Source organism: Archangium sp., assembly GCF_057119385.1.
On record NZ_DBNGVP010000078.1, the window covers coordinates 35,016 to 59,320 of the forward strand.

The 24,305-nt window shown below is 71.0% G+C and carries 16 protein-coding genes; 11 read left to right on the forward strand and 5 right to left on the reverse strand.

Features of this window, described 5'->3' with window-relative positions:
• Positions 1 to 35: 35 nt before the first annotated feature.
• Positions 36 to 3,923 (reverse strand): bifunctional serine/threonine-protein kinase/formylglycine-generating enzyme family protein, encoded by a 3,888-nt coding sequence (locus AC16DP_RS18745; protein ID WP_329727349.1) that lies wholly within the window; start codon positions 3,921 to 3,923, stop codon positions 36 to 38.
• A gap of 157 nt (positions 3,924 to 4,080) precedes the next feature.
• Between AC16DP_RS18745 and AC16DP_RS18750 the strand changes: the two genes are divergently transcribed.
• A complete protein-coding gene (locus AC16DP_RS18750; protein ID WP_483956813.1) occupies positions 4,081 to 5,001 on the forward strand; it encodes a sigma-70 family RNA polymerase sigma factor in 921 nt (306 codons plus the stop codon).
• 6 nt (positions 5,002 to 5,007) lie between these two features.
• Here the strand turns inward: AC16DP_RS18750 and AC16DP_RS18755 are convergent, their stop codons facing one another.
• Both AC16DP_RS18755 and AC16DP_RS18760 read right to left on the reverse strand, forming a co-directional pair.
• Complete coding sequence (locus AC16DP_RS18755) at positions 5,008 to 6,039, reverse strand: ADYC domain-containing protein (protein WP_329727348.1); 1,032 nt, start codon at positions 6,037 to 6,039, stop codon at positions 5,008 to 5,010.
• A gap of 160 nt (positions 6,040 to 6,199) precedes the next feature.
• Positions 6,200 to 7,330: a mannosyltransferase family protein gene (locus tag AC16DP_RS18760; protein WP_329727347.1), complete on the reverse strand. Its 1,131-nt coding sequence runs from the start codon at positions 7,328 to 7,330 to the stop codon at positions 6,200 to 6,202.
• A 165-nt stretch (positions 7,331 to 7,495) separates the two neighbouring features.
• Here AC16DP_RS18760 and AC16DP_RS18765 point away from each other — a divergent pair, with 165 nt between their 5' ends.
• The 9 genes from AC16DP_RS18765 (at position 7,496) to AC16DP_RS18805 (ending at position 21,434) form a co-directional block, all read left to right on the forward strand.
• The gene (locus tag AC16DP_RS18765) at positions 7,496 to 7,786 is read left to right on the forward strand and encodes a DUF2277 domain-containing protein (RefSeq protein WP_329727346.1); all 291 of its coding nucleotides are present in this window, start codon (positions 7,496 to 7,498) and stop codon (positions 7,784 to 7,786) included.
• Between the two features lie 64 nt (positions 7,787 to 7,850).
• Entirely contained in the window at positions 7,851 to 8,783 is a 933-nt protein-coding gene (locus AC16DP_RS18770; RefSeq protein WP_329727345.1) for a glutathione S-transferase family protein, read from the forward strand.
• A 109-nt stretch (positions 8,784 to 8,892) separates the two neighbouring features.
• Complete coding sequence (locus AC16DP_RS18775; RefSeq protein WP_329727344.1) at positions 8,893 to 9,369, forward strand: ABA4-like family protein; 477 nt, start codon at positions 8,893 to 8,895, stop codon at positions 9,367 to 9,369.
• Positions 9,369 to 10,334: a hypothetical protein gene (locus tag AC16DP_RS18780; protein ID WP_329727343.1), complete on the forward strand. Its 966-nt coding sequence runs from the start codon at positions 9,369 to 9,371 to the stop codon at positions 10,332 to 10,334. The genes AC16DP_RS18775 and AC16DP_RS18780 overlap by 1 nt, the downstream gene beginning before the upstream one ends.
• Before the next feature lie 75 nt (positions 10,335 to 10,409).
• Positions 10,410 to 11,171, forward strand: a complete 762-nt coding sequence (locus AC16DP_RS18785; RefSeq protein WP_329727342.1) for an AAC(3) family N-acetyltransferase — start codon at positions 10,410 to 10,412, stop codon at positions 11,169 to 11,171.
• A 412-nt stretch (positions 11,172 to 11,583) separates the two neighbouring features.
• Entirely contained in the window at positions 11,584 to 16,740 is a 5,157-nt protein-coding gene (locus AC16DP_RS18790) for a copper oxidase (protein ID WP_329727341.1), read from the forward strand.
• 36 nt (positions 16,741 to 16,776) lie between these two features.
• On the forward strand, positions 16,777 to 18,759 hold the full coding sequence (locus tag AC16DP_RS18795; protein WP_329727340.1) for a YncE family protein: 1,983 nt from the start codon (positions 16,777 to 16,779) through the stop codon (positions 18,757 to 18,759).
• Positions 18,756 to 19,835, forward strand: coding sequence for an SCO family protein (locus AC16DP_RS18800; RefSeq protein WP_329727339.1), 1,080 nt, complete (start codon positions 18,756 to 18,758; stop codon positions 19,833 to 19,835). The genes AC16DP_RS18795 and AC16DP_RS18800 overlap by 4 nt, the downstream gene beginning before the upstream one ends.
• 9 nt (positions 19,836 to 19,844) lie before the next feature.
• The gene (locus AC16DP_RS18805) at positions 19,845 to 21,434 is read left to right on the forward strand and encodes an ABC transporter substrate-binding protein (protein WP_329727338.1); all 1,590 of its coding nucleotides are present in this window, start codon (positions 19,845 to 19,847) and stop codon (positions 21,432 to 21,434) included.
• On the opposite strand, the gene AC16DP_RS18810 is transcribed toward AC16DP_RS18805, so the two are convergent.
• Both AC16DP_RS18810 and AC16DP_RS18815 read right to left on the reverse strand, forming a co-directional pair.
• Positions 21,435 to 22,814, reverse strand: coding sequence for a HAMP domain-containing sensor histidine kinase (locus tag AC16DP_RS18810; RefSeq protein WP_329727337.1), 1,380 nt, complete (start codon positions 22,812 to 22,814; stop codon positions 21,435 to 21,437).
• A complete protein-coding gene (locus AC16DP_RS18815) occupies positions 22,811 to 23,500 on the reverse strand; it encodes a response regulator transcription factor (RefSeq protein ID WP_329727336.1) in 690 nt (229 codons plus the stop codon). The genes AC16DP_RS18810 and AC16DP_RS18815 overlap by 4 nt, the downstream gene beginning before the upstream one ends.
• A 25-nt stretch (positions 23,501 to 23,525) precedes the next feature.
• Between AC16DP_RS18815 and AC16DP_RS18820 the strand changes: the two genes are divergently transcribed.
• Positions 23,526 to 24,296: a PH domain-containing protein gene (locus AC16DP_RS18820; RefSeq protein ID WP_329727335.1), complete on the forward strand. Its 771-nt coding sequence runs from the start codon at positions 23,526 to 23,528 to the stop codon at positions 24,294 to 24,296.
• The last annotated feature ends 9 nt before the right edge of the window (positions 24,297 to 24,305 follow it).

The window sequence follows — 24,305 nt, forward strand, 5'->3', positions numbered from 1 at the left end:
CGGACGGCCGGGGCCGGGGGACAGGAGCGGACGGCTCAGGGCGAGAACGAGGCGCAGACGCGCACGCCGATGGCGGCATCCCGCGCCGTCGGATCTCCCTCGGAGATCTGCGCGACGTAGGCACCGAAGGAGTTGTAGTACCAGGCGCCGCCCCGGAGGACGACGCGGCCGAACTCCCCGGTCGGCGAGCGGGTGAGCTCGAAGGCGTTGCCGGCCATGTCCTCCAGTCCGAAGGGGCTCACCGAGGCCGGGTGCGAGCCCACCATGTCGGGCCCGAAGGCCGTGGGCAGCCGGCCATAGGTCTCGTCGATGTTGGCGTCGTCGGGCTGCAGCTGCTCGCCATGGGGGTAGCGGCGGCCATCGGCACCTCGGGCCGCGTACTCCCACTCGTTCTGACTGCACAGGCGCGCGCCCGGCAGACGCCCCGTGTGGTCGAGCCAGAAGAAGAACTGGACCAGGTCCTCGGAGGAGACGCCGGACAGGGGGAACTGGCGCCAGTCGGCGGTGTCGCGCAGGGTGCGCGCCGGATAGCGGAACGTCTCCCCCTCCTTCGCCGAGAAGACGTCCTCGCGCGAGCGGTAGAAGGAGAAGATCCACCCGGTACCGGGTTGCCACCGCAGCGTGACGGCCCCGGTGCTGCTGAAGCGCGGCTGCTCGAGCAGCCGTCTGGCGGGCGCGTCCGCGGGCAGGGTGTCGAGGTAGGCCAGCCAGTCGCCGAACGTCACCTCCCGCCTGCCAATCAGGAAGCCCTCGTTGAGACACACCCGGTGGAGCGGCGCGCTGAGCATGAAGAGCCGCACCTCCTCCGGATCCGCGCTGCCCAGCAGGAAGCAGCCCGGCGGGATGTAGACGTAGCCGGCGGGCACCGCGGTGGGGAGCACGAGGCGGACCTGCTCGCGGGCGCCATGCTCGAGGAGCAGCGGCAGTCTCACCGGCACGCGGCCCGGGTGCGTGACGTGGAGGAGATAGGAGCCCTCGGGCAGGCGCAGCCGGGAGAGGGGGGTGGGCCCCAGGGGACCCATATTCGGAACGGGCTGGCGGTGCCGCGTTCCCTGAAGATTGATGTAGCGCTCGAGCTCGACACGTGCGCCGGGAGGTTCCGTCACCAGCTCCAGCTCGGCCGGAGCATGGAGCCGTTGCCTCCACTGCGCGCCCTCCTTCGCGGTGTCGGTCACCTGCTCCAGGTGGTGGGCCCAGGCGTCGCGCTCGCGTTGCTGGTGGAAGCGCTCGGCGAGGAGGAACCGGGCATAGGTGACCTCCGCGATGAGCCGGCGCGTCTCCACGTGGCCGCGGTCGCGATCCAGCGACTTCTCCAGGAGCTGGCTCGCGCGGGCATACTCCGCGTTGGCCTGCTCCCTCAGGACGAGCGCCTCGCTCCATCGCCGCTCGGCGGCCCGCCTGCGGTCCTGGGGGCTCGGCAGGGTGCCCGGACCAATGGTCGAGGAGGGCCGGCCGTCGAACAACGCCAGCGCCTCCTCCCGGCGCACGCTGGCGCGCAGGGCGAGCGCACGGCCCGTGGCGAGCGCCTCCCGCACCGAGCCGGCCTGGGCGGCCACGAAGCGCGCGTCCTCGAGGTAGCGCTGCAGGCGAAGAGCGCCAGAGGAGACGGCGGCGGTGACGGCCAGGACGAGCACGACGAGCCAACGGCCCCACCGCTGGCGTGTCACGGCGCGGCGGGAGGCCACGAGGAAGGCCCGCTCGCGGGGCCCCAGCGAGGAGGGCTCGAGCGGACGCGCCTCATCGAGCTGACGCTCGCCCCACAGGGCCTCGCGGGCGCGCAACAGGCGCTCCCACTCGGCGCTCGCCGTCTCGAGCCGCTTGCGCACCGCGCGATGGCCGGTGTCGTCGTCGAGCCAGCCCCGCAGCGTCCCCCAGCTCTCGATGAGCGAGTCGTGGGCGATCTCACAGCGCGCCTGGCCTCCCGTGGTGCGCGTGTGCAGGAGGCGGCCCTCGACGAGCGCGCGCAGGGCGGCACCGGTGGCCCCATCCGAGCTCTCGACGAGCTCCTCCTCGGCGCGCTCGATGCGCGTCCCCTCCCCTGTCACCAGTTGGAGCAGCAGGCGCCGCGCCGCCTCGCGCTCGTGGGGGCTCAGGCGCGCGAGCACCCCATCCGCGTGCCGCGACAGCGCTCCGGCCACGCCGCCCATCTCCTCGAGCGCCGCCCGGGTGATGCGGCCCTGGGCCGGGTGGCGCCGCTCCCACAGCTCGGCGAGCGCGAACTGGAGCAGCGGAAGGCTGCCCACGCCGCGCGCCGTGGACTCGACGAGCGTCTGGATGAGCTCCGCGGACTCGAAGACCACACCCCGGCCACGCGCGGGGCCGACGATGGCCTCCCGTACCCCTTCGGGCGGCATGGGACGGAGGATGTAGAGCGCCCGCTCGGCCACGTCGCCCAGGCCGGGCAACGCGCACAGCCGCGTCAGGAAGTCGCCCCGCACCGTCAACAGCACGCGCACTCGCTGCGACGGCAGGGCGAGCTCGCCGAGGAGCCGGGCGAAGTGCGCCGCCTGCACCGGCTCGGAGAGGGTGAGGAGCTCCTCGAGCTGGTCCACGAAGAGCAGCAGCCCCCGCCCCTCCTGGTGCAGCTCGCGCAGCGCCTGTCCGAGCCAGCCCGGGGTGTCCGCGAGCGCGGTGACGAGCTCCGCCTCCTTCCGGCCCAGGACGGGTGCGAGCGCGGCGGCCAGGGCCTCCAGCGGGCGGAGCCCGGGCCACAGCGTGAGCCGCTCATGGGCCTCGCCCAGCATCCCCGCCTCCACCCGGGGCAGCACGCCGGCACGGCACAGCGAGGACTTGCCGGCCCCCGAGTCCCCCGCGACGAGGACGAGCGGCTGGTGGCGCAGGCGCTCGAGCACGGCGCGAATGTCCGCGTCCCGTCCGAAGAAGAGCGCCCGGTGCTCGGCCTCGAAGGGCTCGAGGCCGCGATAGGGATTGCTGGCCGCCAGGGGCGCGGGGGTGATGCTCTGCTCGAGCCTTTCGAGGGCTTCACGGAGCGCCTCGGCCGAGGCGAAGCGCTCGAGCGGCTCGGGCGCCAGACACCGCGCGATGAGGAGGGCGAAGTCCGGATCGATCTCCGGCCTTCCCTCCCGCGCGGCCTCCACCTCCGCCACCTGGAGCGGGCCCCGTGGCAGCTCGCCCGTCCACAGCTCGTGGAGCACGAGGCCCAGGGCATAGAGGTCGCTTCGAGGAGACGCCGGAGCCCCCGCCAACAGCTCGGGCGCCAGATAGGGCCGCGTGCCCACGAGGTGATTGCTGGACGGCGAAGAGGCCTCGCCCGGCTCGAAGCGCTCGGACAGACCGAAGTCGAGCAGCTTCACCTCGCCCGCTTCGGTGAGGAGGGCGTTGGAGGGCTTGAGGTCGCGGTGGAGCACGCCCTGGCGGTGTGCCGCCGCGAGCCCCCGCGCCAGACCCACGCCGAGCGACAGGACCCGGCGCCAGGGCATGGGCACGGGCAGCTCCGCGAGGCTCTGGCCCATGACGTACTCGGAGACGATGTACGGGTGACCCCTTACTTCACCGACGCGGAACACCGTGGCGACGTTCGGGTGCTGCAACCGGGCGAGCGCACGGGCCTCGGTCTCGAAGTACGCACGGACGCGGGGCTCGGGCTGGCGGGAGGCGATGAACTTCACCGCCACGCGCCGGTCCAGCGAGGTGTCGTGTGCCAGGTAGACGACACCCATGCCGCCACGGCCGAGCACGCGCTCGAGACGGAACTCGTCGAACACCTCGGGCGGCGTCCACGATGGACCTGGCTCCTCCACACCGGCGCCGCCCGGTCCGGAGCTCTCCGGGACACCCGGCATCTCCCCCAGGCCCCCGCGCGACATGGAGACGAGGAGCGCCCGGCAGGTACCGCACCCGGCGGCGTGCCGATGGGCACGGGCCAGCGCCTCGTCGGACAGACGGCCATCGAGGAGATCCACCAGGAGCTCGTCCGTCAGGCAATCGGATGCACCCGACCCATTGTCGTTGGGAGTGAATGGATGCATGGCGTCGAAAGAATCAGGCTCTTTCACTGACAGAGAAGTGCGCCCGGGCGCCCGTTGCTGGCCTGACGGAGCGCATGGTACAGCAATCCCAATGGCGCAAGGGTCTGTGTTGGCGGCGACGTTTCTCGCGCATGTGAAGGTGCGCTTCCTTCCTCCTGCGGATCCCCTCGCATTCGAAGGCCTGCTGCTCCAGCACTGGGAGAGCGCCCGCGCGAAGTGGCCAACGGTCGCCCTGTCCGCCGAGCCCTTCGTGACGCACCTCGCCGAACGGCTGCCCGAGGCACGGCCCCCCAGTCCCGTCGAGCCACTCCTCGAGCAACTCTCCCTGGCGGAGCTGTACCTCGCGTGTGCGTGCACGCGAGGGATGGCCTCCGCCCTCGAGCTCTTCGATCGTCACTACCTCTCGAAGCTGCCGGGGCTGCTCCGGGGGCACAAGCTGCCCACCGCGACGCTCGACGACGTGTGCCAGCAGGTGCGCGTGAAGCTCCTGGTCCCCACGCCCGAGGGGGGCCCGAAGATCTCGGAGTACACGGGCCGGGGCGCCCTGTTGAGCTGGGTGCGTGTCACCGGCGTGCGCGCCGCCATCAAGCATCAGCTCGGCGAGAAGCCCGCTCCCGAGGAGGACTCGGGTGACATCGACCTCCCGACGGAAGACAACACGGAGCTGGAGCTCATCAAACGGCGTCACCAGGTCGAATTCCGCCAGGCCGTGCGCGAGGCCTTCGCCACGCTCTCGGACGAGGATCGCCACCGGCTCCGCCTCTACTTCGTCGATCAGCTGTCGATGTATGAGCTGGCCGCGCTCTTCCGCGTCAATCAATCGACGATCTCCCGCTGGTTGAAGACGACACGGCAGACCATCTACGAGGAGACGCAGCGCCGTCTGGAGAAGCGGCTGGGCCTCTCCCACCGTGACTTCAAGAGCTTCCTGGCCACCCTCGAGAGCCGGATGCACATGAGCCAGTTGTTGAGTGAGGAGACGAAGCAGGAGGACGGAGAGCCCCGCTCCTGAGGCGTCCTACGGGCCATAGGACTGGTTGCGCAGCAGCGCGGCCCCGGGGCTCACGTCCGTGCGCCGCACCGTGCACCGGTCTCCCTCGCCCAGCTCGAGCGCCTCGTCCGTCTGGAAGCGGTGGGGGCACTCCTGGAGGATCGTCTCCATCGCGCGGCCGTCACGCGTCCGGGCCAGGCAGGTGGCGCCATCCGTTGCCCACGCCGCCTCGAAGGACGCCCGCGAGAGCTCCCATCCCGCCGAGGACTCGGTCGTCCGCGCGAGCACGCCGAGCCGATCATAGATGTCGAGGGGAGTGTCCTCGTGCGTGTGGCTGCGGCCATTGCCGCAGTAGTCCGCGCGGGCCATGCGCGTGCAGGCCTGGTGGAGGGGGGCCAGGGATTGCCCATCGCGGCTCGCCCAGGGCTTGTAGCCCCAGCCGATGCACTTGGTGATGGCGCCGTTCTCACAGGCGAAGGTGAACCTGCCGGGCGTTGGATGGTGGGCGCCGCTCTCGTCCCAGACGCCGCCCACCGCGAGCGCGCGGGGATCCGGCACACGAGCCAGCGCGACGCAGGGGTTCTCCCACTCCTGGGCCACCGCGTTCCAGGCCTCGATGCGGTACCAGACCATTCCGGGATCCTCGGCGGAAGGCTCCGCGCCGCAGATGGCCACCTCCACCGGCTTGCCGTCGCTCGCCGTCCCCTGGAGCACGGCGCCGACGACGCCCTTGCCCGTGGAGGGCGCCACCAGGTGCCCGCCCTCGAGCGTCAAGGCCTTGCCCTGCGCCTCCGCCAGCAGCACGGGCGTGAGGCTGGCCGAGACGAGCACGCTGCTGCGCTCGGGGGCCATCTTCTCGGTGTCCCAGCTCCGCCGGGTGCCCCACAGCATCGTCCCCTGGGGCTTCACGGTGCGCTGGCGCGTCTGGGACTGGCAGCGCCGCGCGTAGCGCTCGGCCTCGGAGGGGGCCACGCTCGCGGACCCGGTGGATTCGGCGTGCGCCAGCACGGGGAGCTGAAGACACAGCCAGGCCAACAGATACTTCTTCATCGCGGTCATGACCTTCTCTCCTTGGGCATTCACTCCGGTGGGCGCGAACCGCTGCCCCGCATCCGAGGAGAGACGGTGACCTGGAGAATCATGCAGGAAATCCGCGGACCCCTTCTCGGACCGCGCTCGCGGCTCGGGAGCGTGTGAGACGCAATGCCACAGAGTGCCGTCAGGAGACGTAGGCGCCGGAGCCGTAGGCCGTCGCGAGCAGGAGGAGCAGCGCCGCGCTGACGGCGAGCAGACTCCAGCGCAACCGGGGGCGCTCGCGCAGCAACACCGCGAGCGTGAGGAAGAGCGGGAAGGCGGCGAGCAGGTAGCGGCCCATGCCCATGAAGTCCTTGCTGGAGAGGGCGGGCAGTCCCACAATGGCCAGGGTATAGGCGCCATAGCCCCAGCCCAACCGGCGCGCGGTGGGCCACACCAGGGCGAGCGCTCCCAGGGTGATGGCGGCATGCCCCACCAGCCGCAGCCCGTCCGCGAGCTCCATCTGCCGGGAGAAGCCCTGGAACCAGTGCACCTTGAGCCAGGTGCGCCAGCCCGGCGTTTGATCCCACCCCGGAGCGGACTGCGCCTTGACGAAGGCGAAGGGCTCTCCGAAGGCGCGCCAGAGGTAGAGCATGTAGAGGACGAAACCCAGTCCGGCCAGCAGCGTCAGCGCGTCCCTGGCCTCCCAGCGCAGGCCGCGCTCGTGCTTCCACTCCAGCCGGCGCACCACCAGCCCGAACACCAACGCGGGTGCCACCGGACGCGCGGCGGTGGCCACGGCCGCGAGCAACACGGCGGACAGCAACTGTCCCCGCTCCAGCAGGAAGAACGCGCCCACCACCAGCAGGAGAAAGAGGGCGTCCGCGTACATCGCTCCGTAGAGGTAGTAGGCGAAGGGGTAGAGGGCGAGCAGCAGTCCCGCGTCGCGCGCCGCGTCATCTCCGGCCCGGAGGCTGGCCCAGCGGGTGAAGAGCACCAGGGCGAGCAGACCGCAGAGGGCGGCGAGCACCACGCCCGCGAGGAAGGGGTCCACGCCGAGCAGCCCGAGCCCCCGAATGGCGAGGGGGTATGCGGGGAAGAAGGCCACGGGGCTCATCCGGCCCGGGGAGTAGAAGTAGCCGTCGGTGGCGATGTCGGCGTACCACCCGCTGTCGAAGCGCACCCAGCCCCGCAGCGTGGGGGCATCGGGCCAGGCGCGTTGCGCGGGACTGTAGGCTTCGGGAGAGGAGCGGGCCGCGAGCGTCACCAGGACGGTGCAGAGCACGAATGCACCGAGTGCCACGAGGAGGACGGTGCGGGAGGCGGAGCGGAGCATGGGTCCCCTGGGGATTCGTCCAGAAACCCTCCGGGGTCAAGTCAGCTCAGCGTGACGGCCGCGGCCGTTTCAACTCAAGCTTTTCTCCGCCATGACGAGGCCGTCCGCATCCGTGAACGCATGCCGCAGATTATCATCCCGGAGGATCGAGCATTGGAGGCAGCCATGTGCCGGAGCATCAAGACGCTGTTCAACTTCGAGCCGCCCGCCACGGAGGAGGAGATCCGAGCGGCTGCCTTGCAGTTCGTGCGCAAGCTGAGCGGCTTCAACAAACCGTCCCAGGCCAACGAAGCGGCCTTCACGCAAGCCGTGGAGGACGTCACGGCCGCCGCCCGCGTGCTGCTCGACTCGCTGTCCACCACGGCCCAACCCCGGGACCGCGAGGTCGAGGCCCACAAGGCGCGCGAACGCTCGCGCCTGCGCTTCAAGCCACGGCCGGCGCGCGGAGCGAGCTGACCAGGAAGCACTCCCCGGACTTCCCGCTCGCCTCCTGGAGCGGACCCTGGAAAGACTCGGGGACATGTCCCGACTCATGCTCCACCACTACCCGCGTTCTCCCTTCGCCGAGAAGATCCGCACCGTCCTCGGCTTCAAGGGCCTGCAGTGGACCTCCGTCTTCATTCCCCCGATCATGCCCAAGCCGGACGTGATCGCGCTGACGGGCGGCTACCGCAAGACCCCGCTCCTGCAGATCGGCGCGGACATCTACTGCGATACGGCGTTGATCGCCGACGTGCTGGAGCGGCTCGCGCCCACGCCGACGCTGTACCCCGCGGAATCGGCGGGGCTGGCGCGCACCCAGGCGCAGTGGGCGGACTCCACGCTGTTCTGGACCGCGATTCCCTACACCTTTCAGCCGGCGGGCCTGAAGGCCATGTTCGAGGGCATGCCACCCGAGCAGGCCAAGGCCTTCCTCGCCGACCGCGCCGCCTTCCGCGCCAATCTGCCCCCCATGGCGCCTCCGGAAGCCACCGGGGCGATGCGGCTGTACCTCGAGCAACTCGAGACCCAGCTCGGGGACGGCCGGCGCTGGATGCTCGGCGCTTCCGCGAGCATCGCCGACTTCTCCGTCTACCATCCGCTCTGGTTCATCCGCCGGGCCGGTCCCGTCGCCAGCATCCTCGATTCCCACCCGCGCCTGGCCGCCTGGATGGAGCGCATGCAGGCCATCGGTCACGGCACCTGGGACAAGCTGGAGAGCGGTGAGGCCGTCGCGCTCGCCGCCGCCAGCAAGCCGCTGCCCACCGAGGAGGAGCCCTTCCTCGACCTGCACGGACTCGCGCGCGGCACACGCGTGACGGTCGCCCCCACCGACTACGGCATCGACCCGGTGGAAGGCGAGCTCGTGCTGTCGCGCCCCAACGAGCTCGCCATCCGGCGCGTGGATGCGCGCGCGGGCGAGGTCGTCGTGCACTTCCCCCGGCTCGGCTTCCAGGTCCGCAAGGTGGAGTAGGCCCCGAGGGCTCGCCCTCCGGCGGGTCCTCGTCCCACCGCATGTTGACAGCGGCCACATCCGATGTTTACATGAGAAACATCAAAGCGGACGAACCGCTGGAGGAGCCATGGACGGCGAGCTGATCCTGAAGGTGTTGAACGTCCCGGTGCTGCTGGGCTGGGCCTCGATGCTCCTGGCCCCCCGGGCCCGCTTCACGCGGTGGGTGTTGGAGAGCGACGTGATTCCCCTGGTGATTGGCGTCGTCTACCTGACGCTGGTGGCGCCGCACCTGCCGGGGCTGCTCGGCCAGTTCGACACGCTGGAGCACATCGGCGCCGCCCTCCAGCGCCCCGGCATGCTGCTGGCCGGGTGGATCCACTACCTCGCGTTCGACTTCCTGGTGGGCCGGGTCGTGCTGGCGGACGCCCAGCGCCGCGGCATCCCCCACCTGCTCGTCGCGCCCTGCCTCCTGATGACCTTCATGCTCGGTCCCACCGGATACCTCGCCTACGCGGCCGTCCGCCTCTTCACCCGGCGTTTCCTGCCGGCCATCGCCTCGCTGCCCCAGCCGGCCGCTCCCCTGGCCACCGAAGGAGTCCGCTGATGTCCGCCTCCACCTCCGCCCTGTCCATGCGCTCGCTCTGGAACCGTGCCTGGGCGCTCTCTCCTCCCCTCGCCGTCTCCACCGTGGCCATGGTGCTCGGGACCGTGCTCACCACGCTCGGGCTCTTCCTGGATCCCCGGCAGCTGGTGGGCGAGCCCCTCTGGCTCAAGCCGACGAAGTTCTACGTGTCGTTGGCCGCGTACAACGCCACCGTGCTGTACTTCTTCTCCTTCCTCTCCGAGCAGCGGCGGCTCGTGCGCATCTCGGGGAACATCCTCGCCGCGACCAGCATCCTGGAGATCATCGCCATCACGCTCCAGGCGGCGCGCGGGGTCCGCAGCCACTTCAACGTGGGCACGCCGTTCGACGCCGCCGTCTTCAGCACGATGGGCATCGCCATCACGGTGCTGTGGGTGACGATGATGGTGCTCGCGGTCGCGCTGCTGCGCACGCGGATGGCGGATCGCCCGCTCGCGGCGGCGCTGCGCATCGGCTTCATCGCGGCGGTGATCGGCACGGGGCTCGGGTACTTCATGACGAACCCGAACGCGGCGCAGCTCGAGGCCGTGAAGGCCGGGCAGCGGATGGTGGAAGCGGGCTCGCACACCTTCGGCGCGAAGGACGGCGGCCCGGGCCTGCCCCTGGTCGGCTGGAGCACCGTGGCCGGCGACATGCGGCCGGCGCACTTCCTCGGGCTGCACGCCATGCAGGTGCTGCCCATCCTCGCGGCGCTGCTCGCGCGCCGGCGGCACCGCTCCGAGGCGCAGCGCCTGGCCGCCGTCCGGGCCACGGGCATCGCCTACACGGGGGTGATGCTGGTGCTCGCGATGCAGGCGCTCCGGGGCCTGCCCATCGTCCACTGGGACGCGGTGGGGCTCTCGGCCCTGGCGCTGGTGCTCACGAGCGCCCTGGCCACCGCCGCCGCCACGCTGCGGCACCCGCGCGTCTCCGCCGCCGCGGCCTGACACCGGAGAGGGCCGCCAGCGTAGAGTCCCACCGCCCCTCTTGGACCCGGCGGATGGAGCGACACGATGGCGGAGATGAGCATCGAGCAAGTGGTCACCCAGCTTCGGACCCTGGGTGTACGGCGGGGCGGCGTGCTGCTCGTCCACACGTCGTTCCGTGCGGTGCGCCCGGTGGAGGGAGGTCCCCTGGGGCTGATCGCCGCGCTGAGGTCCGCGCTCGGGGAGGAAGGCACGCTGGTCATGCCGACGATGACCGATGGCGAGTCGGTCTTCGACCCCGCGTCGACACCGACGTGCGACATGGGCATCACCGCCGAGCTGTTCTGGAGACAGCCGGGTGTCCGGCGCAGCACGCACCCGGGCGGCTCGTTCGCGGCCGTGGGTCCACAGGCCGAGCGCATCTGCGCCCCCCAGCCGCTGGCACCGCCGCACGGCCCGGACAGCCCGGTGGGCCGCGTCCATGACCTCGCCGGGCAGGTGTTGCTCCTCGGCGTGAGCCACGGCGAGGACACCACACTGCACCTGGCGGAGGCCATCGCGGGGGTCCCCTACTCCATCGAGCACCCCTGCGTCGTCGAGGTCGACGGTGCCGCACGCACCGTGATGATTCCCGAGACCGACCACTGCTGCCGGGGCTTCAACCGGGTCGACGCACCGCTGCGTGCGCGCGGGTTGCAGCACGAGGGGCTCGTGGGCCACGCCCAGGCGCGGCTGTGCGACTCACGCGCCATCGTCTCCGTCGCGCTCGAGCTCCTCGCGGCGGAGCCGCTCGTGTTCCTCTGTGCGCCGGAGGAGCACTGCGAGGAGTGTGACCTGGCGCGTGCCAGCGTCCGGTAACACCCCGCGTTCCTCAGAAAATTCTCAGCTAGCAACGAGCCACCGTTCACCCCCCTCGTGAGTTCATGGGGTTACGCGGTGGCTTTACTTTTACATGCCGCATCCCCCTAGTGGAGCCAGGAAAGCACGAATAGCTCCGGACCCGGTGCGAGTGCATTCCCCGTGAAGGGCTCATTCCTGAGAGGATTCTCAGCCTGAAAATCCTCTCAGGAATGACAGACAGCCCTGTCCATTCAGGGAGGGAAACGTGTCGTCATTGGCAAGAGAAGAGAGAGCGAGGTCATCAGGGCGCGCCCTGGTGCCGCACCGCGCGTTCCTGGCGGCGGTGCTCGCCTCGGCGGTGGCCTGTCAGGGTGGCGGAGCCGGTTCCGAGGAGGGGAGAGCCGCATCCTCTCAGCCCGGGTACCAGGCCATGGCCTCCCAGCAGATGCCCCTGGTGGAGGCGCAGCCCCGGCCCGCGCTGGAGGTGGACTGCAAACGGACCCTCACCGCCGAGGTGGTGGCGTTGGATCAGGTCTACACCTACAACCGGTTCGGCGCCTACAACCCCACGGGGATGATGTATGCGTTGAAGCGGGACGTGGAGCCCATTGATTCGGGCAAGCCCGCCGGTCCGGGCAACGCGCGCCTGCGATTGGACAAACGTCCGCGCCCGCTCGCGCTGCGCGCCAACGTGGGTGACTGTCTGCGCATCCACTTCACCAACTGGCTGGCGCCCACGCGCTCGGCCATCCCCAGCCCGCATGAGTCCCAGCCCACCGTCTCGCAGGTGGAGGATCCGGCCTCGGGTTACTCGGTGGTGCGCAAGGTGCTGCCCACCTGGCTGCTCACGCGCACGTGGGATCGCATCGCCTCGATGCTGGAGGGCAAGGCAGTGGGAGGCTTCTGGTTCTTCGAGGGCCAGGACAAGGAGTTCGACTCCACCCACAAGGACGACTCGCCCTATACCCGCCGCGCCTCGGTGCACGTGCAGGGATTGCAGTACCTGAGCATCGCCGACGACGGCGCCAACGTGGGGGACAACGCCAGCTCGCTCGTGAACCCCGGCGACAGCCACACGTACACCTTCTACGCGGACCACGAAGGCACCTTCTTCATGTACAGCATGGGCGCCTCGTTCGGCGGCCAGGGTGACGGCGGCTCCACCGCCCAGGGGCTCTTCGGCGCCGTCAACGTCGAGCCCGAGGGCTCGAGCTGGTACCGCTCCAAGGTCTCCAACGCCGTGCTGCGCGCCGCCATGCGGAAGGACGGCCTGGGCAATCCCCTGTCCAACCCGGACGGCACGCCCCTGCTCGACTACGAGGCGCGGGACTCCGACGGCCGGCCCCTGCTCAACATCCTCGACACGAAGACGAATGAGCTCTGGCACGGGGACCTGGAGGCCATCATCACCGGCTACTCCCGCACCAGCGTGGGCACCCACACCTCGAAGGACCAGGGCCACTTCCGCGAAATCACCGCCATCTACCATGATCAGATCAAGGCGGTGCAGGCCTTCGACGAGCTGGAGTGGAACCCCACCTTCCACAGCGTGCGAGACGGCTTCGGGGTGAACTACGGCGTGGCGGGTCTGGGCGCGGAGCTGCTCGCCAACCGGGCGAAGATCGGCCCCACCAAGGACTGCGCCGACTGCATGTACGAGGAGTTCTTCCTCGAGTCCTGGGCCAACGGAGACCCCGCGCTCAACGTGGAGAAGGACTGGACGGGCAAGGCCGTGCGCGCGCTCTACCCGGATGATCCGTCCAACGTGCACCACAGCTACCTGGGAGACCCGGTGCGCATCCGCAACATCCACGCGGGCCCGGCCGAGACGCACGTCTTCCACCTCCATGCCCACCAGTGGAAGCTGTCGCCGGGCGAGGACAACTCCAACTACCTGGACTCGCAGACCATCGGACCGGGCTCGGCCTTCACCTACGACATCAACTTCGGTGGCTCCGGCAACCGCAACCTCACGCCGGGCGACTCCATCCACCACTGCCACCTCTACCCGCACTTCGCCCAGGGCATGTGGGCGCTGTGGCGCGTGCATGACGTCTTCGAGGACGGCACGAAGGATCGCCGTCTGCCGGACGCGGAGATCACCGGTGGCACGCCCAACCCCGCCGTCATCCCCATCCCCGAGCGGGCCATGCCGCCCATGCCCACCTACGCGGACACGCTCGTGGTGGACGCAACGGGCAACACGGTGATGCGGCCCGCCTTCCCGGGCTTCCCCTTCTACATCGCCGGCAAGGCCGGCCACCGCCCGCCGCAGCCGCCGTTGGACCTCGAGCAGGACGGCGGCCTTCCGCGCCACATCGTCACCCAGGCCATCGGGCCCTCCACGTACGGGCTGCCCGGCAAGCGCTTCTACATGGACCACCACGCGCTGGAGGTGAAGCTGCTGCCCCAGGACGGCACGCCCACGGAGAAGAAGGCCATGTCCTTCCACGCGGGTGAGTTCCCCGGCGCCTCCCATGGCCCGCGGCCCTACTACACGAGCGACATCGTCGCGGCCTACCCGGGCTACACGGCCACGGGTGCGCCGGGCTCCTTCTACGTCAACGGCCGCAAGCCGAGGCCCGGTGCGCCCTTCGCGGACCCGTGCCCCGAGGGCGTGCCCGTGCGCAACTACCGCGCCGCCTATCTGCAGATCGACCTGCAGAACATGAACCGCGCCGGCTGGCATGACCGGCAGGCCCGCCTCATGGTGCTCAACGACGACGTGGCCGCCACGAGCAGCGGTGCCCGGCCTCCGGAGCCCTTCTTCTTCCGGGCGCAGTCCAACGAGTGCATCAACTTCTACGCCACCAACCTCATCCCCAAGGATCTGCAGGCGGACGACTACCAGATCTACACGCCCACCGACACCATCGGTCAGCACATCCACCTGGTGAAGTTCGACGTGACGTCCGCGGACGGCGCGGGCAACGGATGGAACTACGAGGACGGCACCTTCTCCTTCCAGGAGGTGGTGCACCGCATCGAGAAGATCACCGCCGCGGGCGGCGCCTTCGAGGCCGACGGCTCACTGGAGCCCACCGGCAACCGCGTGCAGCTGCACCCCGTGAAGCACCCGCTGCTGGGCGTGGAGGGCGCGCAGACCACCACCCAGCGCTGGTGGGCGGATCCCCTCGAGGACGCCTCGGGCCGGGACCGCACCATCGAGACCGTCTTCACGCACGACCACTTCGGGCCCTCGAGCCACCAGCAGCACGGCTTCTACGGCGGCCTCATCGTGGAGCCCCGGGGCTCGAAGTGGAGGGATCCGCAGACGGGCGTCTACTACGGCTCACGCCTGAGCGACGGCGGCCCCACGAGCTGGCGGGCGGACGTCATCACCCAGGACGCGGCCAACAGCTTCCGCGAGTTCGCGCTCGCCTTCGGCGACTACGCCATCGCGTATGACGAGTGCGGCCAGCCGGTGAACCCGCCCAACTACAAGGAGGCGAAGCTGCCGTGGGCGGTGGAGTTCGAGAACGTGCCCATGCCCGAGGCCATCAGCGCCGCGGACCCCGGCACCATGCTCATCAACTACCGCAACGAGCCCATCCCCCTGCGCATCGCCAGCCGGCCCTCGCGGTGCGCCAACCGCGTGCAGCGCACCGACTCGCGCGGAGACATGGCCAACGTCTTCCGCTCGGACGTGCACGGAGATCCGTACACCCCGCTGCTGCGCGGCTACGAGGGTGACAAGGTGAAGATCCGCCTCATCCAGGGCTCGCAGGAGGAGCAGCACTCCTTCACCCTGCACGGGCACAAGTGGTTGCGTGAAGGCGCGGATCCGCACAGCGGCTACTTCAACGCGCAGCCCATCGGCATGTCCGAGCACTTCGAGTTCAACCTCACCAACGGTCTGCCCCCCATCGGCGGCTCCTACGAGACGGCCGACTACATGTACCAGAGCGCCGCCACCGGCGACCTGTGGAACGGCATGTGGGGCATCATGCGGACGTACAAGAAGCGCCAGTCCAACCTGAAGACGCTCGGCCACGTGGCGCTCCAGGCCGCGGACGTGGTCACGTTGGACTCCGCCGCCCTCTCCTACAGGGAGAAGATCCGCGCCTGGGAGCCGCTCCCCCTGTTGGACATGCCCGAGGAGTCCGTCCTCGTGAAGTTGGATCCGACGAAGGAAGAGACGATCCAGGCGTCGTTCGAGGTGGACGAGAGCGGCAAGCAGCTGGAGCAGCGCACCGTGGACTACGCCATGGTGTACCCCGAGGAGATGCGGCAGCTGGAGCCGGCCCTGGTGGAAGACGCGGTGAAGCTCCAGTGGTTCGGCATCAAGCCGGTGCAGGTGGACTCGTGCCCGCGCGGCAGCGTGGTGCGGCTCTACCGGGTGTCCGCCATCGACGCGCTCAACTGGCTGCCGGACAAGCGGCTCGTCTACAACAAGAAGTACGACCTGTATGACCCGGACGCCATCCTCTTCGCGCGGGACGAGTACCTGGCGGACCTGAGGAGCGGAGCACGCGAGCCCGAGCCGCTCATCCTCCGGGCGCGGGCCGGCGAGTGCGTGCAGGTGGTGCTCACCAACCGCCTGCCGTCCGTGCTGAAGAAGACGCCGCAGTGGGCCCACCACGCGCCCATCACCCCGTACTTCAACGTCAACCAGGTACGGCCCTCCAATCACGTCTCGCTGCATCCGCAACTCGTCCACTACGACGTGAACACGGATGACGGCGCCAACGTGGGCCTCAACGCCCGGCAGACGGTGCCGCCGGGAGGCAGGCGCGTCTACCGCTGGTACACGGGTGACTTCCGCAGCTTCGCCTGGAGCTCGCCCCTCCGCCGCGGCATCTACACGCCGGTGGAGTACGGCATCGTCAACCTGCGCAACATGGCGGACGTGGTGAACCACGGCATGCACGGCGGCATCGGCGCCCTCATCATCGAGCCGCCCGACGCCGACTGGAGCACGGACCCGGGCACCGACGCCCAGGCCCGCGTGAAGTACACGGGCGTGAGCGGCCAGGAGCAGGTGTTCCGCGAGGCCGTCCTGCTCTTCCAGGACGATCTCGGGCTGCACTCGGACAACGCCACCTGGTGGGACACGGACGGGCTCGACAGCGGCACCGCCCTGCGCAACATCAAGGGCGTGGATGACTCCCAGGACACCGGCCTGAAGGCATTCAACTACCGCACCGAGCCCCTCTGGGCCCGCCTGGGTCTGCCGCCGCAGACGGATCCCGAGGACATCAACGACAAGGACCTGGGTGACATCCTCAGCTCCGCGGCGCATGGAGATCCGGCCACGCCCCTCTTCACCGCGAGCCCGGGTGAGCCGCTGCGCATCCGCGTGGGCCACCCCTCGGGCCATGGGCGCCAGCACGCCTTCGCGCTCCACGGCGCCGAGTGGTACACCAACGCCTGGGCCGCGGGCGCCTCGTCCCGGAGGATGGGCCCCAACCCGTTCTCGCCCGTCATCTCCACCCAGGGCGGCATGTCCGTCATGCAGTCGTGGAACTTCATCCCCGAGTACGGTGCCGGTGGCCGCTTCGCCGCCCCCGGTGACTACCTCTACCGCGACCTGGCCAGCTTCCAGTGGAGCGGTGGCGGTCTCTGGGGCGTGTTCCGCGTGAAGTAGAGCAGTCCCCGCCCTCCCCGGTTCCAGATGACTCCCATGAGAAAGCACCTCCTCCTCGCCGCGAGCGTCGTGCTCGCGGGGCTCCTCGCCGCCGCGGGCCTGCGGACTCCGTCCAGCCCACCGCCTCCGGCTCCTCCCGAGCCCGTGGTCCTGCCCGCGCCTCCGCCCGTGTCGGTGAAGAAGGCGGAGCTGGCCGTGTCGTTCGACCTTCAGTTGCGTGCCCGTACGCCGGACGCCGCCCGGGGCTCTCCGCTGGAGGCCACCACCCACTTCACGCTGACGGATCCCCGCACCGGCCAGCCCCTGCGCGGCGTGCGTCCCCTGGGGTGGATGGCCTTGCGCCCCGAGGGCCAGCCGGCTCCGGACGAGAAGGCCTGCAAGGAGCGCATCCAGACGTACCTGGGCGGCCTGCTGTCGGCCCGGCCCGATGTGAACCTCAACTCCTATCTCTTCCTCACCCTCAACCACGACCACACCCTCTCCGTCATCGATCCGCAGATCGCCCTGAGCCGCACCAAGCTGCAGAACCTGGTGTCCCTGGGCGGCGCGCCCGCGGACTGGGCGCTGACGCCGGACATGAAGGCCCTCTACGTCTCCATCCCCGTGCAGGGCACGGTGTCGGTGGTGGACCTGCGCCGCTTCGTGGTGGTGCGCAACGTGCCCGTGGGCCGGCAGCCGGGGCGGCTCGCCGTCAGCCCGGACGGGCGCTCCGTCTGGGTGAGCAACGAGGGAGATGGCACCGTCTCCATCATCGACACCGGCTCGCGCGAGGTGCTGGACACGCTGGACGTGGGCGAGGGCCGGCACGAGTTCGCCTTCGGCGAGGGCGGCCGCACGGCGTGGATCTCCAGCAGCGAGGCGGGCGTGCTCGCCGCGGTGGACGTGGCCTCGCGCGAGGTGCTGGGCCGCGTGGACGTGGGCCAGGGCCTGGGCTCCATCGCCTACAGCGAGGTGGCGCGGGCCCTCTACGCGGTGCAGGAGCGCACCGGCGAGGTGTGGGTGGTGGACGCCGCGAGCCGCGAGGTGTCCCGCCGCATCTCCCTGGCCACCGCGCCCGGAGAGCTGCGCTTCGAGCCCTCCGGCCGCTGGGCCTTCGTCCTCTACCCACGCGGCAACCGCGTGGACATCCTCGACGCCGCCTCCAGCCAGGTGGCCCACTCCCTCACCGGCTTCTCCGAGCCGGATCGCGTTCTCTTCACCCGGGCGTTCGCCTACGTGCGCAACACCGGGGACGCGCGCATGTCCCTCATCGAGCTGGCCTCGCTGGAGAAGTCCGGCAAGCCCTCCGTGGTGCAGGTCACCATGGGCCAGAAGCGGCCCTCGCTGGCGAAGGACCTCGGACGCTCCGCGCCCGTCGCCGTGCTGCCCGAGGGCAACACCGTCCTCGTGGCCGGCACTCCGGACCGCGCCCTCTACCTGTACTCCGAGGGCATGATGGCCCCGCGCGGCACCCACCTGAACTACGGCCGCGAGCCCAAGGCCGTGCTGGTGCTGGACCGCTCCCTGCGCGAGGTGGAGCCCGGCGTCTTCACCTCCGAGGCCGTGGTGCGCGAGAACGGCACCTATGACGTCTTCGTGCTGCTGGACAACCCGCGCACCTCGGCGTGTCTCGAGTGGAAGGTGGCCGGAGTCCCCGAGGACGCCTCCGCCTTCCGCAAGCTGCCCTTCACCCTGAAGCCGGAGTTCAATCCCTCCCAGCTGCTCACCGCCGGGGTGCCCGCGCGGCTGCGCTTCCAGCTCGCGCCCGCCGCGCACCTGGAGGATCAACGCCCGCTGTCACCGGAGGAGCTCCAGGTGCTGGTGTTCCGCCCGCCCTCCGGCCACTGGCAGCAGCGCCCCGAGCCCCAGCGAGTCGGCGACGGCCTCTTCGAGGTCGAGCTCACCGCGCCCGAGCCCGGCCAGTACCAGCTCCTCGTGGGCGTGGAGGGCCGTGGCGCCGCGCTCGGGGAGCTTCCCCACTTCACCCTCGGCGTCCAGCCCGCGCTGACCGCCCGCACCACTCCCGAGACCCATCCATGAAGACCCTGCTCGCGCGCGTCCTCGCCCTGCTGCTGCTGGCGGCGCCCTCCCTGGCGCTCGCCCAGGAGGCCCTGAACGTCCAGGTGCCCGATGTGCCGCTCGTGGACCAGCACGGCCGCCCGGTGCGGCTGTGGAGCGACCTCGTCCGAGGACAGACCGTCGCCATCAACTTCATCTTCACCCGCTGCAAGACCATCTGCTCGCCCATGACCGCCACGCTGGCGCGCGTCCAGAAGGAGCTGGGTGCCAGTGGGCCTCCCGTCCGATTCATCTCCATCACCCTGGACGTGACCAATGACACCCCGGAGCGCCTCGGCCAGTTCGCCCAGCGCTTCGCTCCGGGGCCCCACTGGTCCTTCCTCACCGGCGAGCCGGACAAGGTGAAGGAGGCCCTGACCGCGCTCGGCGGCTATACGCCGGACAAGGAGGCCCACCGGCCCCTCGTCCTCGTGGGCAACGCCACCGCCGGCAAGTGGCTGCGCGTGGACGGGCTCGGCTCCGCCTCCTCCATCCTCGAGGCCATCCGCGAGGTGCGCGCCGCCTCCGCCCCTCCCGCCGAGCTCGACGTCGACTCCGCTTCCGCCCGGGATGCCTCCGCCGCCCGCTACTTCACCAACACCGAGCTCGTGGATCAGCACGGCAAGACGCACCGCTTCTACGAGGACCTCATCCGCGGCCGGAAGGTGCTCATCAACTTCGCCTTCACCTCCTGCAAGGGCGTGTGCTCCCCCATGACGAAGCACCTCGCCGAGCTGCAGCGCAAGCTCGGTGGCCGCGTGGGCAAGGACATCACGATGATCACCCTCTCCGTGGACCCGGCCAACGACTCCCCGGAGAGCCTCGCGCGCTTCACGAAGAAGTTCGGCGTGGGACCCGGCTGGTACTTCCTCACCGGCTCCCGGGAGAACATCTCCCTCGTGCTCAAGAAGCTCGGCGGCTACACGGATGACCCCAACGCCCACAGCTCCACGCTGCTCATCGGCGACGCCGCCACGGGCATGTGGGTCAAGGCGCCCGCCATGTCCTTCGTGGACAACCTCGTGTACGCGGTGGAGCACCTCAATGATCCACGGTAGGGAGCGCGCATGAAGGGGCGAGGGTGGGCCGCACGGGTGGTGGTGCTGCTGCTGCTGGGGGTACTGGGGGCCTGCCGCAAGGAGCCGGCCCCGGCCCCCGCTCCCGCGAACCCCGAGGCGGCCAGGCGTGGGAGGAGTCTCTTCCAGCGGGGAGAGAGCGCGCGCGGCGAGCCGCTGGTGGGACTGCTCGGGCCCGAGCGCATCGAGCTGAGTGGCACCGTGGCCGCCTGCGCCCGCTGCCATACACCCTCGGGCCGGGGCAGCCTCGAAGGAGGCGTGGAGGTGCCCGACATCCGCCCCGGCTCCCTGCGGCGAGCCCACCCGCGCGCCACGCTGGACGTGGAGGATCGCTCGCGCCCCGCCCATGACCGCGCCACCCTGCTGCGCGCCATCACCGAGGGCGTGTCCTCCAGCGGGCGGACGCTGGGCACCACCATGCCGCGCTATGTGCTTGGCCCGGCCGAGCGTGAGGAGCTGCTCGCCTACCTGGAGACGCTGGGCGAGACGACGGACCCTGGCATCACTCCCACCACGCTCACGGTGGGCGCGGCGCTGCCGCTCCAGGGCCGTGCGGGCGAGGCGGGACAGGACGTGGCGGACGTGCTGCGCGCGGCCTTCGCGGAGGTGAACGCGGGCGGAGGCATCTTCCGGCGCCGGCTGGAGCTGGTGGTGGAGCACGACACGGTGCCCGGCCCGGACGCCACCACGCGGCTGGTGGAGCGGGGAGTGCTCGCGTTGGTGGGCAGTGTGCGCAGGGGCACGCCGGACTCGGACGCGCTGCTGCGGCGCGAGGGCATCCCGCTGGTGCTGCCCATGTCGCTCGGCGAGGGCGCGGGCGAGGTGGACAGTCCCATCTTCTTCCTCTACCCGGAGGAGCCGGTGCAGGCCCGGCTGGTGGTGCAGCACCTGGCCCGGGCCGACGAGGAGGAGCACGTGCTGCACCGCCGGCCGCTGGTGGTGGTGCGCTCGGAGGACGGCGCGGGCCTGGGCTGGGCTCGCGCGGCACGTGAGGAGGCCCTGCGGCGCGAGCTGCCCGCGCCCGTGGAGCTCGCGCTGGTGGACGGCGTGCCCGGCCCGGACGCCCTCCAGCGCCTGCGCCAATCCCCGCCTCCGGCCATCCTCTACGCCGGCCCTACCGCGGGGCTGAAGGCACTGCTGGGAGCGCTGGAGCGCCCGCGGCTCGACGTGCCCGTGTATGCCCCGGCCCGGCTGGCCGAGCCCCAGGTGGTGGCGGGCAGCACCCTCCCCGTCCTCTTCGTCTATCCCCCGGGCGTGGAGGGGCGGGAGGCGCATCTGCGGGCCTTCTCCGCCTTCCTCCAGCGCCATGGGCTGAAGCCGCGCCACGTGGCCTTCCAGCTCGGCGCGTACGCGGCGTCCCGGGTGCTGGTGGAGGGGCTGCGGCGCTCGGGTGCCGACGTGACGCGGGCGGACCTGATGCTGCGGCTGGAGGAGCTGCGCGACTTCGACACCGGGGTGACGCCGCCGGTGACGTTCGGGGTGAACCGGCGCGTGGGCGTGCAGGGCGCCCAGCTCGTCCGCCTGGACGCGGCGAGTGGCCGGCTCGAGGCGGCCTCGCCCTGGATCTCCCTCTCGCCCTGATCAGGCGGCCTGGCCGCGTGGCAGCTCCAGCACCAGCTCCGCGCCCCGGGCCATTTCCGGCTCCACCCAGACGCGGCCTCCGTGGCGCCGCGCCACCTCCTGCACGATGGACAGTCCCAGCCCCGCTCCGGGCACCTCTCCACGCAGGCGCCGGAAGGGGGCGAACACCGCCTCCCGCTCCCCGGGCGGAATGCCCGGCCCCTCGTCCGCCACGCTGATGCGCAACCCGCCCGGCGCCCGCCAGAGCCGCACGCGAATCTCTCCTCCCTTCGGGGAGAACTTGATGGCGTTGGTCAGCAGGTTGTCCATCGCCTGCCGCACTCCACCCGGATCGAACCAGGCCTCCTCCCGCCCGGGCGACTCCAGACGGATGAGCAGCCCGCGCTCCTCCGCCTCGGCCCGCGCGCCCTCCACCGCCTGGAGCACCACCTCGGCCAGGTCCGCCTTCTTCCTGTCCCACTCCCCCCGCCCCGCCGCCGCCAGGTCCAGCAGCTCACTCGCCAGCACGGCCAGCCGCTCCACCTCGCCCCGGACCTCGCGGAAGGAGGCGCGCAGCTCCTCCACGTCCCGCTCGCGCCGCAGCACCAGGTCCATCCGCGTGCGCATGAGGGTGAGCGGGGTGCGCAGCTCATGGGCCGCGTCGGCGATGAGCCGCTCCTGGGCCTCGCGCGCCCCGCGCAGCTTGTCCGTGGCCTCGGCGAGCACCTCGCGCAGCTGGCCAATCTCGTCCTCGCTCCCATCCGGAGCGGGCTTCTGGGAGAAGTCCCCCTCGCGCAGCAGCGTCAGGTGGCGGGTGATGGCGCCCAACCGGCGCGCCAGGCGGCGGGCGAGGAACGTCTGCAGCACCAGCAGCAGCAGCCCCGTCACCGCGGCCAGGGAGAAGGCCATGCGGTAGTAGCTGCGCACGGAGCCATCCACCTGCGCCATCAGCGCGGACAGGCGCAGCGCATACCGCTCTCCATGGGGCGAGCGGACATTCACCACCACCTCGCGCAGGCGGGTGCCGTCCGGCAGCACGCGGGTGGAGAGCTTTGGAGGCTCGCGGGGATCTCCCGGCACCAGCGAGTCGGTGACGGACTCGCCCTCCAGCAGCGGCGGGTAGTGCATCACCAGCCGCCCGTCCGGGCCGAAGAGCTGGCCCTGCGGGGCGAAGGGGCGCACCTGCTCGACGAGGGGAGACACGCCCATGTGCAGGTGGACCTTCTGTCCGGGGCCGTCGAAGAGACTGACGCTCTCCACGGCGGCCTGGGCCAGCAGGGCCCGGTCCAGCGAGGCCTCCAGGTCATAGCGGAAGAGCATGCCGGCGGCGACGAGCGCGCCCAGCGTGGCCAGCGCGGGCACCAGGGCCCCAAGCAGCCAGAGGCGCCGGATGAGCGTCATGAGTCGCGGCGCTCCTGCGCGACGGCCAACATGTAGCCCACGCCCCGCACCGCGCGGATGGACACGTCCTCGGCGCCCAGCCGCTCCAGCTTCGTGCGCAGGTAGCCCACGTACACCTCGAGCACGTTGGGGCTGCCCTCGAAGTCCAGGCCCCAGGCCTGCGCCATCAGCCGGGCGCGGACCTGCGGCTCACCGGGCTGGCGCGCCAGCACCGACAGGAGGGAGAACTCGCGCGCGGTGAGGGGCTCCTCGCGGGCGCCCCGGCGCAGCACCCGGCGGCGGGGATCCAACACCGCGGAGCCCAGCCGCACCGGCCCGCCCTGCTGCTCGCCACGGCGGTGGAGGGCCTCCAGCCGGGCCAGCAACTCGTCGAAGTCGAAGGGCTTCACCAGGTAGTCATCCGCCCCGGCCCGCAGCCCCATCACCTTCTCTCCGGTGGAGCCCCGGGCCGTGAGCATCAGCACCGGCGTCTGCGCGCCCGACTCACGCCACTGCCGCAGCACCGACACCCCCTCCATGTCCGGCAGGGACCAGTCGAGGATGATGACGTCGTAGTCCTCCGGAGCGCCCTGGGCCAACGCGGCACGGCCGTTGCCGCACACGTCCACCTCGTGCCCCTCCTCCCCCAGGCCCTGACGCAGCAGGCCCACCATCTTCTCCTCGTCCTCGACGAGCAGGAGCTTCATGCCATTCCCCCTGTACACGGACTCAATGGCAATCAGGGTACAGGAGCAGCCCGATACCATCCAACGCCCCGGGCGGCGCCGGAACGCCAACGTCTTCCGCGCGGCGCCCGCGTACTACCGCTCCCGCCAGGTGCGCTGGGGACTCGGCCAGCTCGGCGGCGCGGTGGGCCTGCTGGCCGGCTACCTGCTGCTGCCCTTCTGGTTGCGCGCGCTCCGGCTCCCCTTCCTCCTCGAGTACATCCCTCTGATGGAAGCGCTGGCGGGCGTGGGCTTCCTCCTGCAGCTCTCCGTCAGCTACACCGTGCTCCGGCTGGACTACGAGCTGCGCTGGTACCTGGTCTCGGACCGCGGCCTGCGCATTCGCGAGGGCGTGCTCTCCACGCGGGAGCAGACGATGACCTTCGCCAACGTCCAGCACGTGGGCATCCGGCAGGGTCCCCTCCAGCGGCTGCTGGGCATCGCCGACCTGGAGGTGTGGACGGCGGGAGGTGGAGAGGCCAAGGGAGATACCGGCGAGCATTCACACGACGGCGGGCTGCACGTGGGCTACCTGCGCGGCGTGGACGACGCGGCGGAGCTTCGCACCAGCATTCTCGACCACCTCCGGCGGTCCCGTGACTCCGGCCTGGGGGACCCCGACGACGAACAGGGCCCGCTTCCCTCGGGCGAAGCCACGCGCCCCGCGCCCCCGCGGCTCCTGGAGGCCGCCTCGGAGCTCCTTCGCGAGGTGCGCCTGCTCCGCCAGGAGGCCACGCGCGCCCCGAATCCCCAGCGGGCGGACACGCCCCCGGGGTGAGAGGACCGG

Excerpts from the sequence above, each read along its gene's own strand:
- AC16DP_RS18750 (WP_483956813.1), top strand. The coding sequence starts at position 4,081 with ATGGCGCAAGGGTCTGTGTTGGCGGCGACGTTTCTCGCGCATGTGAAG.
- AC16DP_RS18755 (WP_329727348.1), bottom strand. The coding sequence starts at position 6,039 with ATGACCGCGATGAAGAAGTATCTGTTGGCCTGGCTGTGTCTTCAGCTC.
- AC16DP_RS18760 (WP_329727347.1), bottom strand. The coding sequence starts at position 7,330 with ATGCTCCGCTCCGCCTCCCGCACCGTCCTCCTCGTGGCACTCGGTGCA.
- AC16DP_RS18765 (WP_329727346.1), top strand. The coding sequence starts at position 7,496 with ATGTGCCGGAGCATCAAGACGCTGTTCAACTTCGAGCCGCCCGCCACG.
- AC16DP_RS18770 (WP_329727345.1), top strand. The coding sequence starts at position 7,851 with ATGTCCCGACTCATGCTCCACCACTACCCGCGTTCTCCCTTCGCCGAG.
- AC16DP_RS18775 (WP_329727344.1), top strand. The coding sequence starts at position 8,893 with ATGGACGGCGAGCTGATCCTGAAGGTGTTGAACGTCCCGGTGCTGCTG.
- AC16DP_RS18780 (WP_329727343.1), top strand. The coding sequence starts at position 9,369 with ATGTCCGCCTCCACCTCCGCCCTGTCCATGCGCTCGCTCTGGAACCGT.
- AC16DP_RS18785 (WP_329727342.1), top strand. The coding sequence starts at position 10,410 with ATGAGCATCGAGCAAGTGGTCACCCAGCTTCGGACCCTGGGTGTACGG.
- AC16DP_RS18790 (WP_329727341.1), top strand. The coding sequence starts at position 11,584 with ATGGCCTCCCAGCAGATGCCCCTGGTGGAGGCGCAGCCCCGGCCCGCG.
- AC16DP_RS18795 (WP_329727340.1), top strand. The coding sequence starts at position 16,777 with ATGAGAAAGCACCTCCTCCTCGCCGCGAGCGTCGTGCTCGCGGGGCTC.
- AC16DP_RS18800 (WP_329727339.1), top strand. The coding sequence starts at position 18,756 with ATGAAGACCCTGCTCGCGCGCGTCCTCGCCCTGCTGCTGCTGGCGGCG.
- AC16DP_RS18805 (WP_329727338.1), top strand. The coding sequence starts at position 19,845 with ATGAAGGGGCGAGGGTGGGCCGCACGGGTGGTGGTGCTGCTGCTGCTG.
- AC16DP_RS18810 (WP_329727337.1), bottom strand. The coding sequence starts at position 22,814 with ATGACGCTCATCCGGCGCCTCTGGCTGCTTGGGGCCCTGGTGCCCGCG.
- AC16DP_RS18815 (WP_329727336.1), bottom strand. The coding sequence starts at position 23,500 with ATGAAGCTCCTGCTCGTCGAGGACGAGGAGAAGATGGTGGGCCTGCTG.
- AC16DP_RS18820 (WP_329727335.1), top strand. The coding sequence starts at position 23,526 with ATGGCAATCAGGGTACAGGAGCAGCCCGATACCATCCAACGCCCCGGG.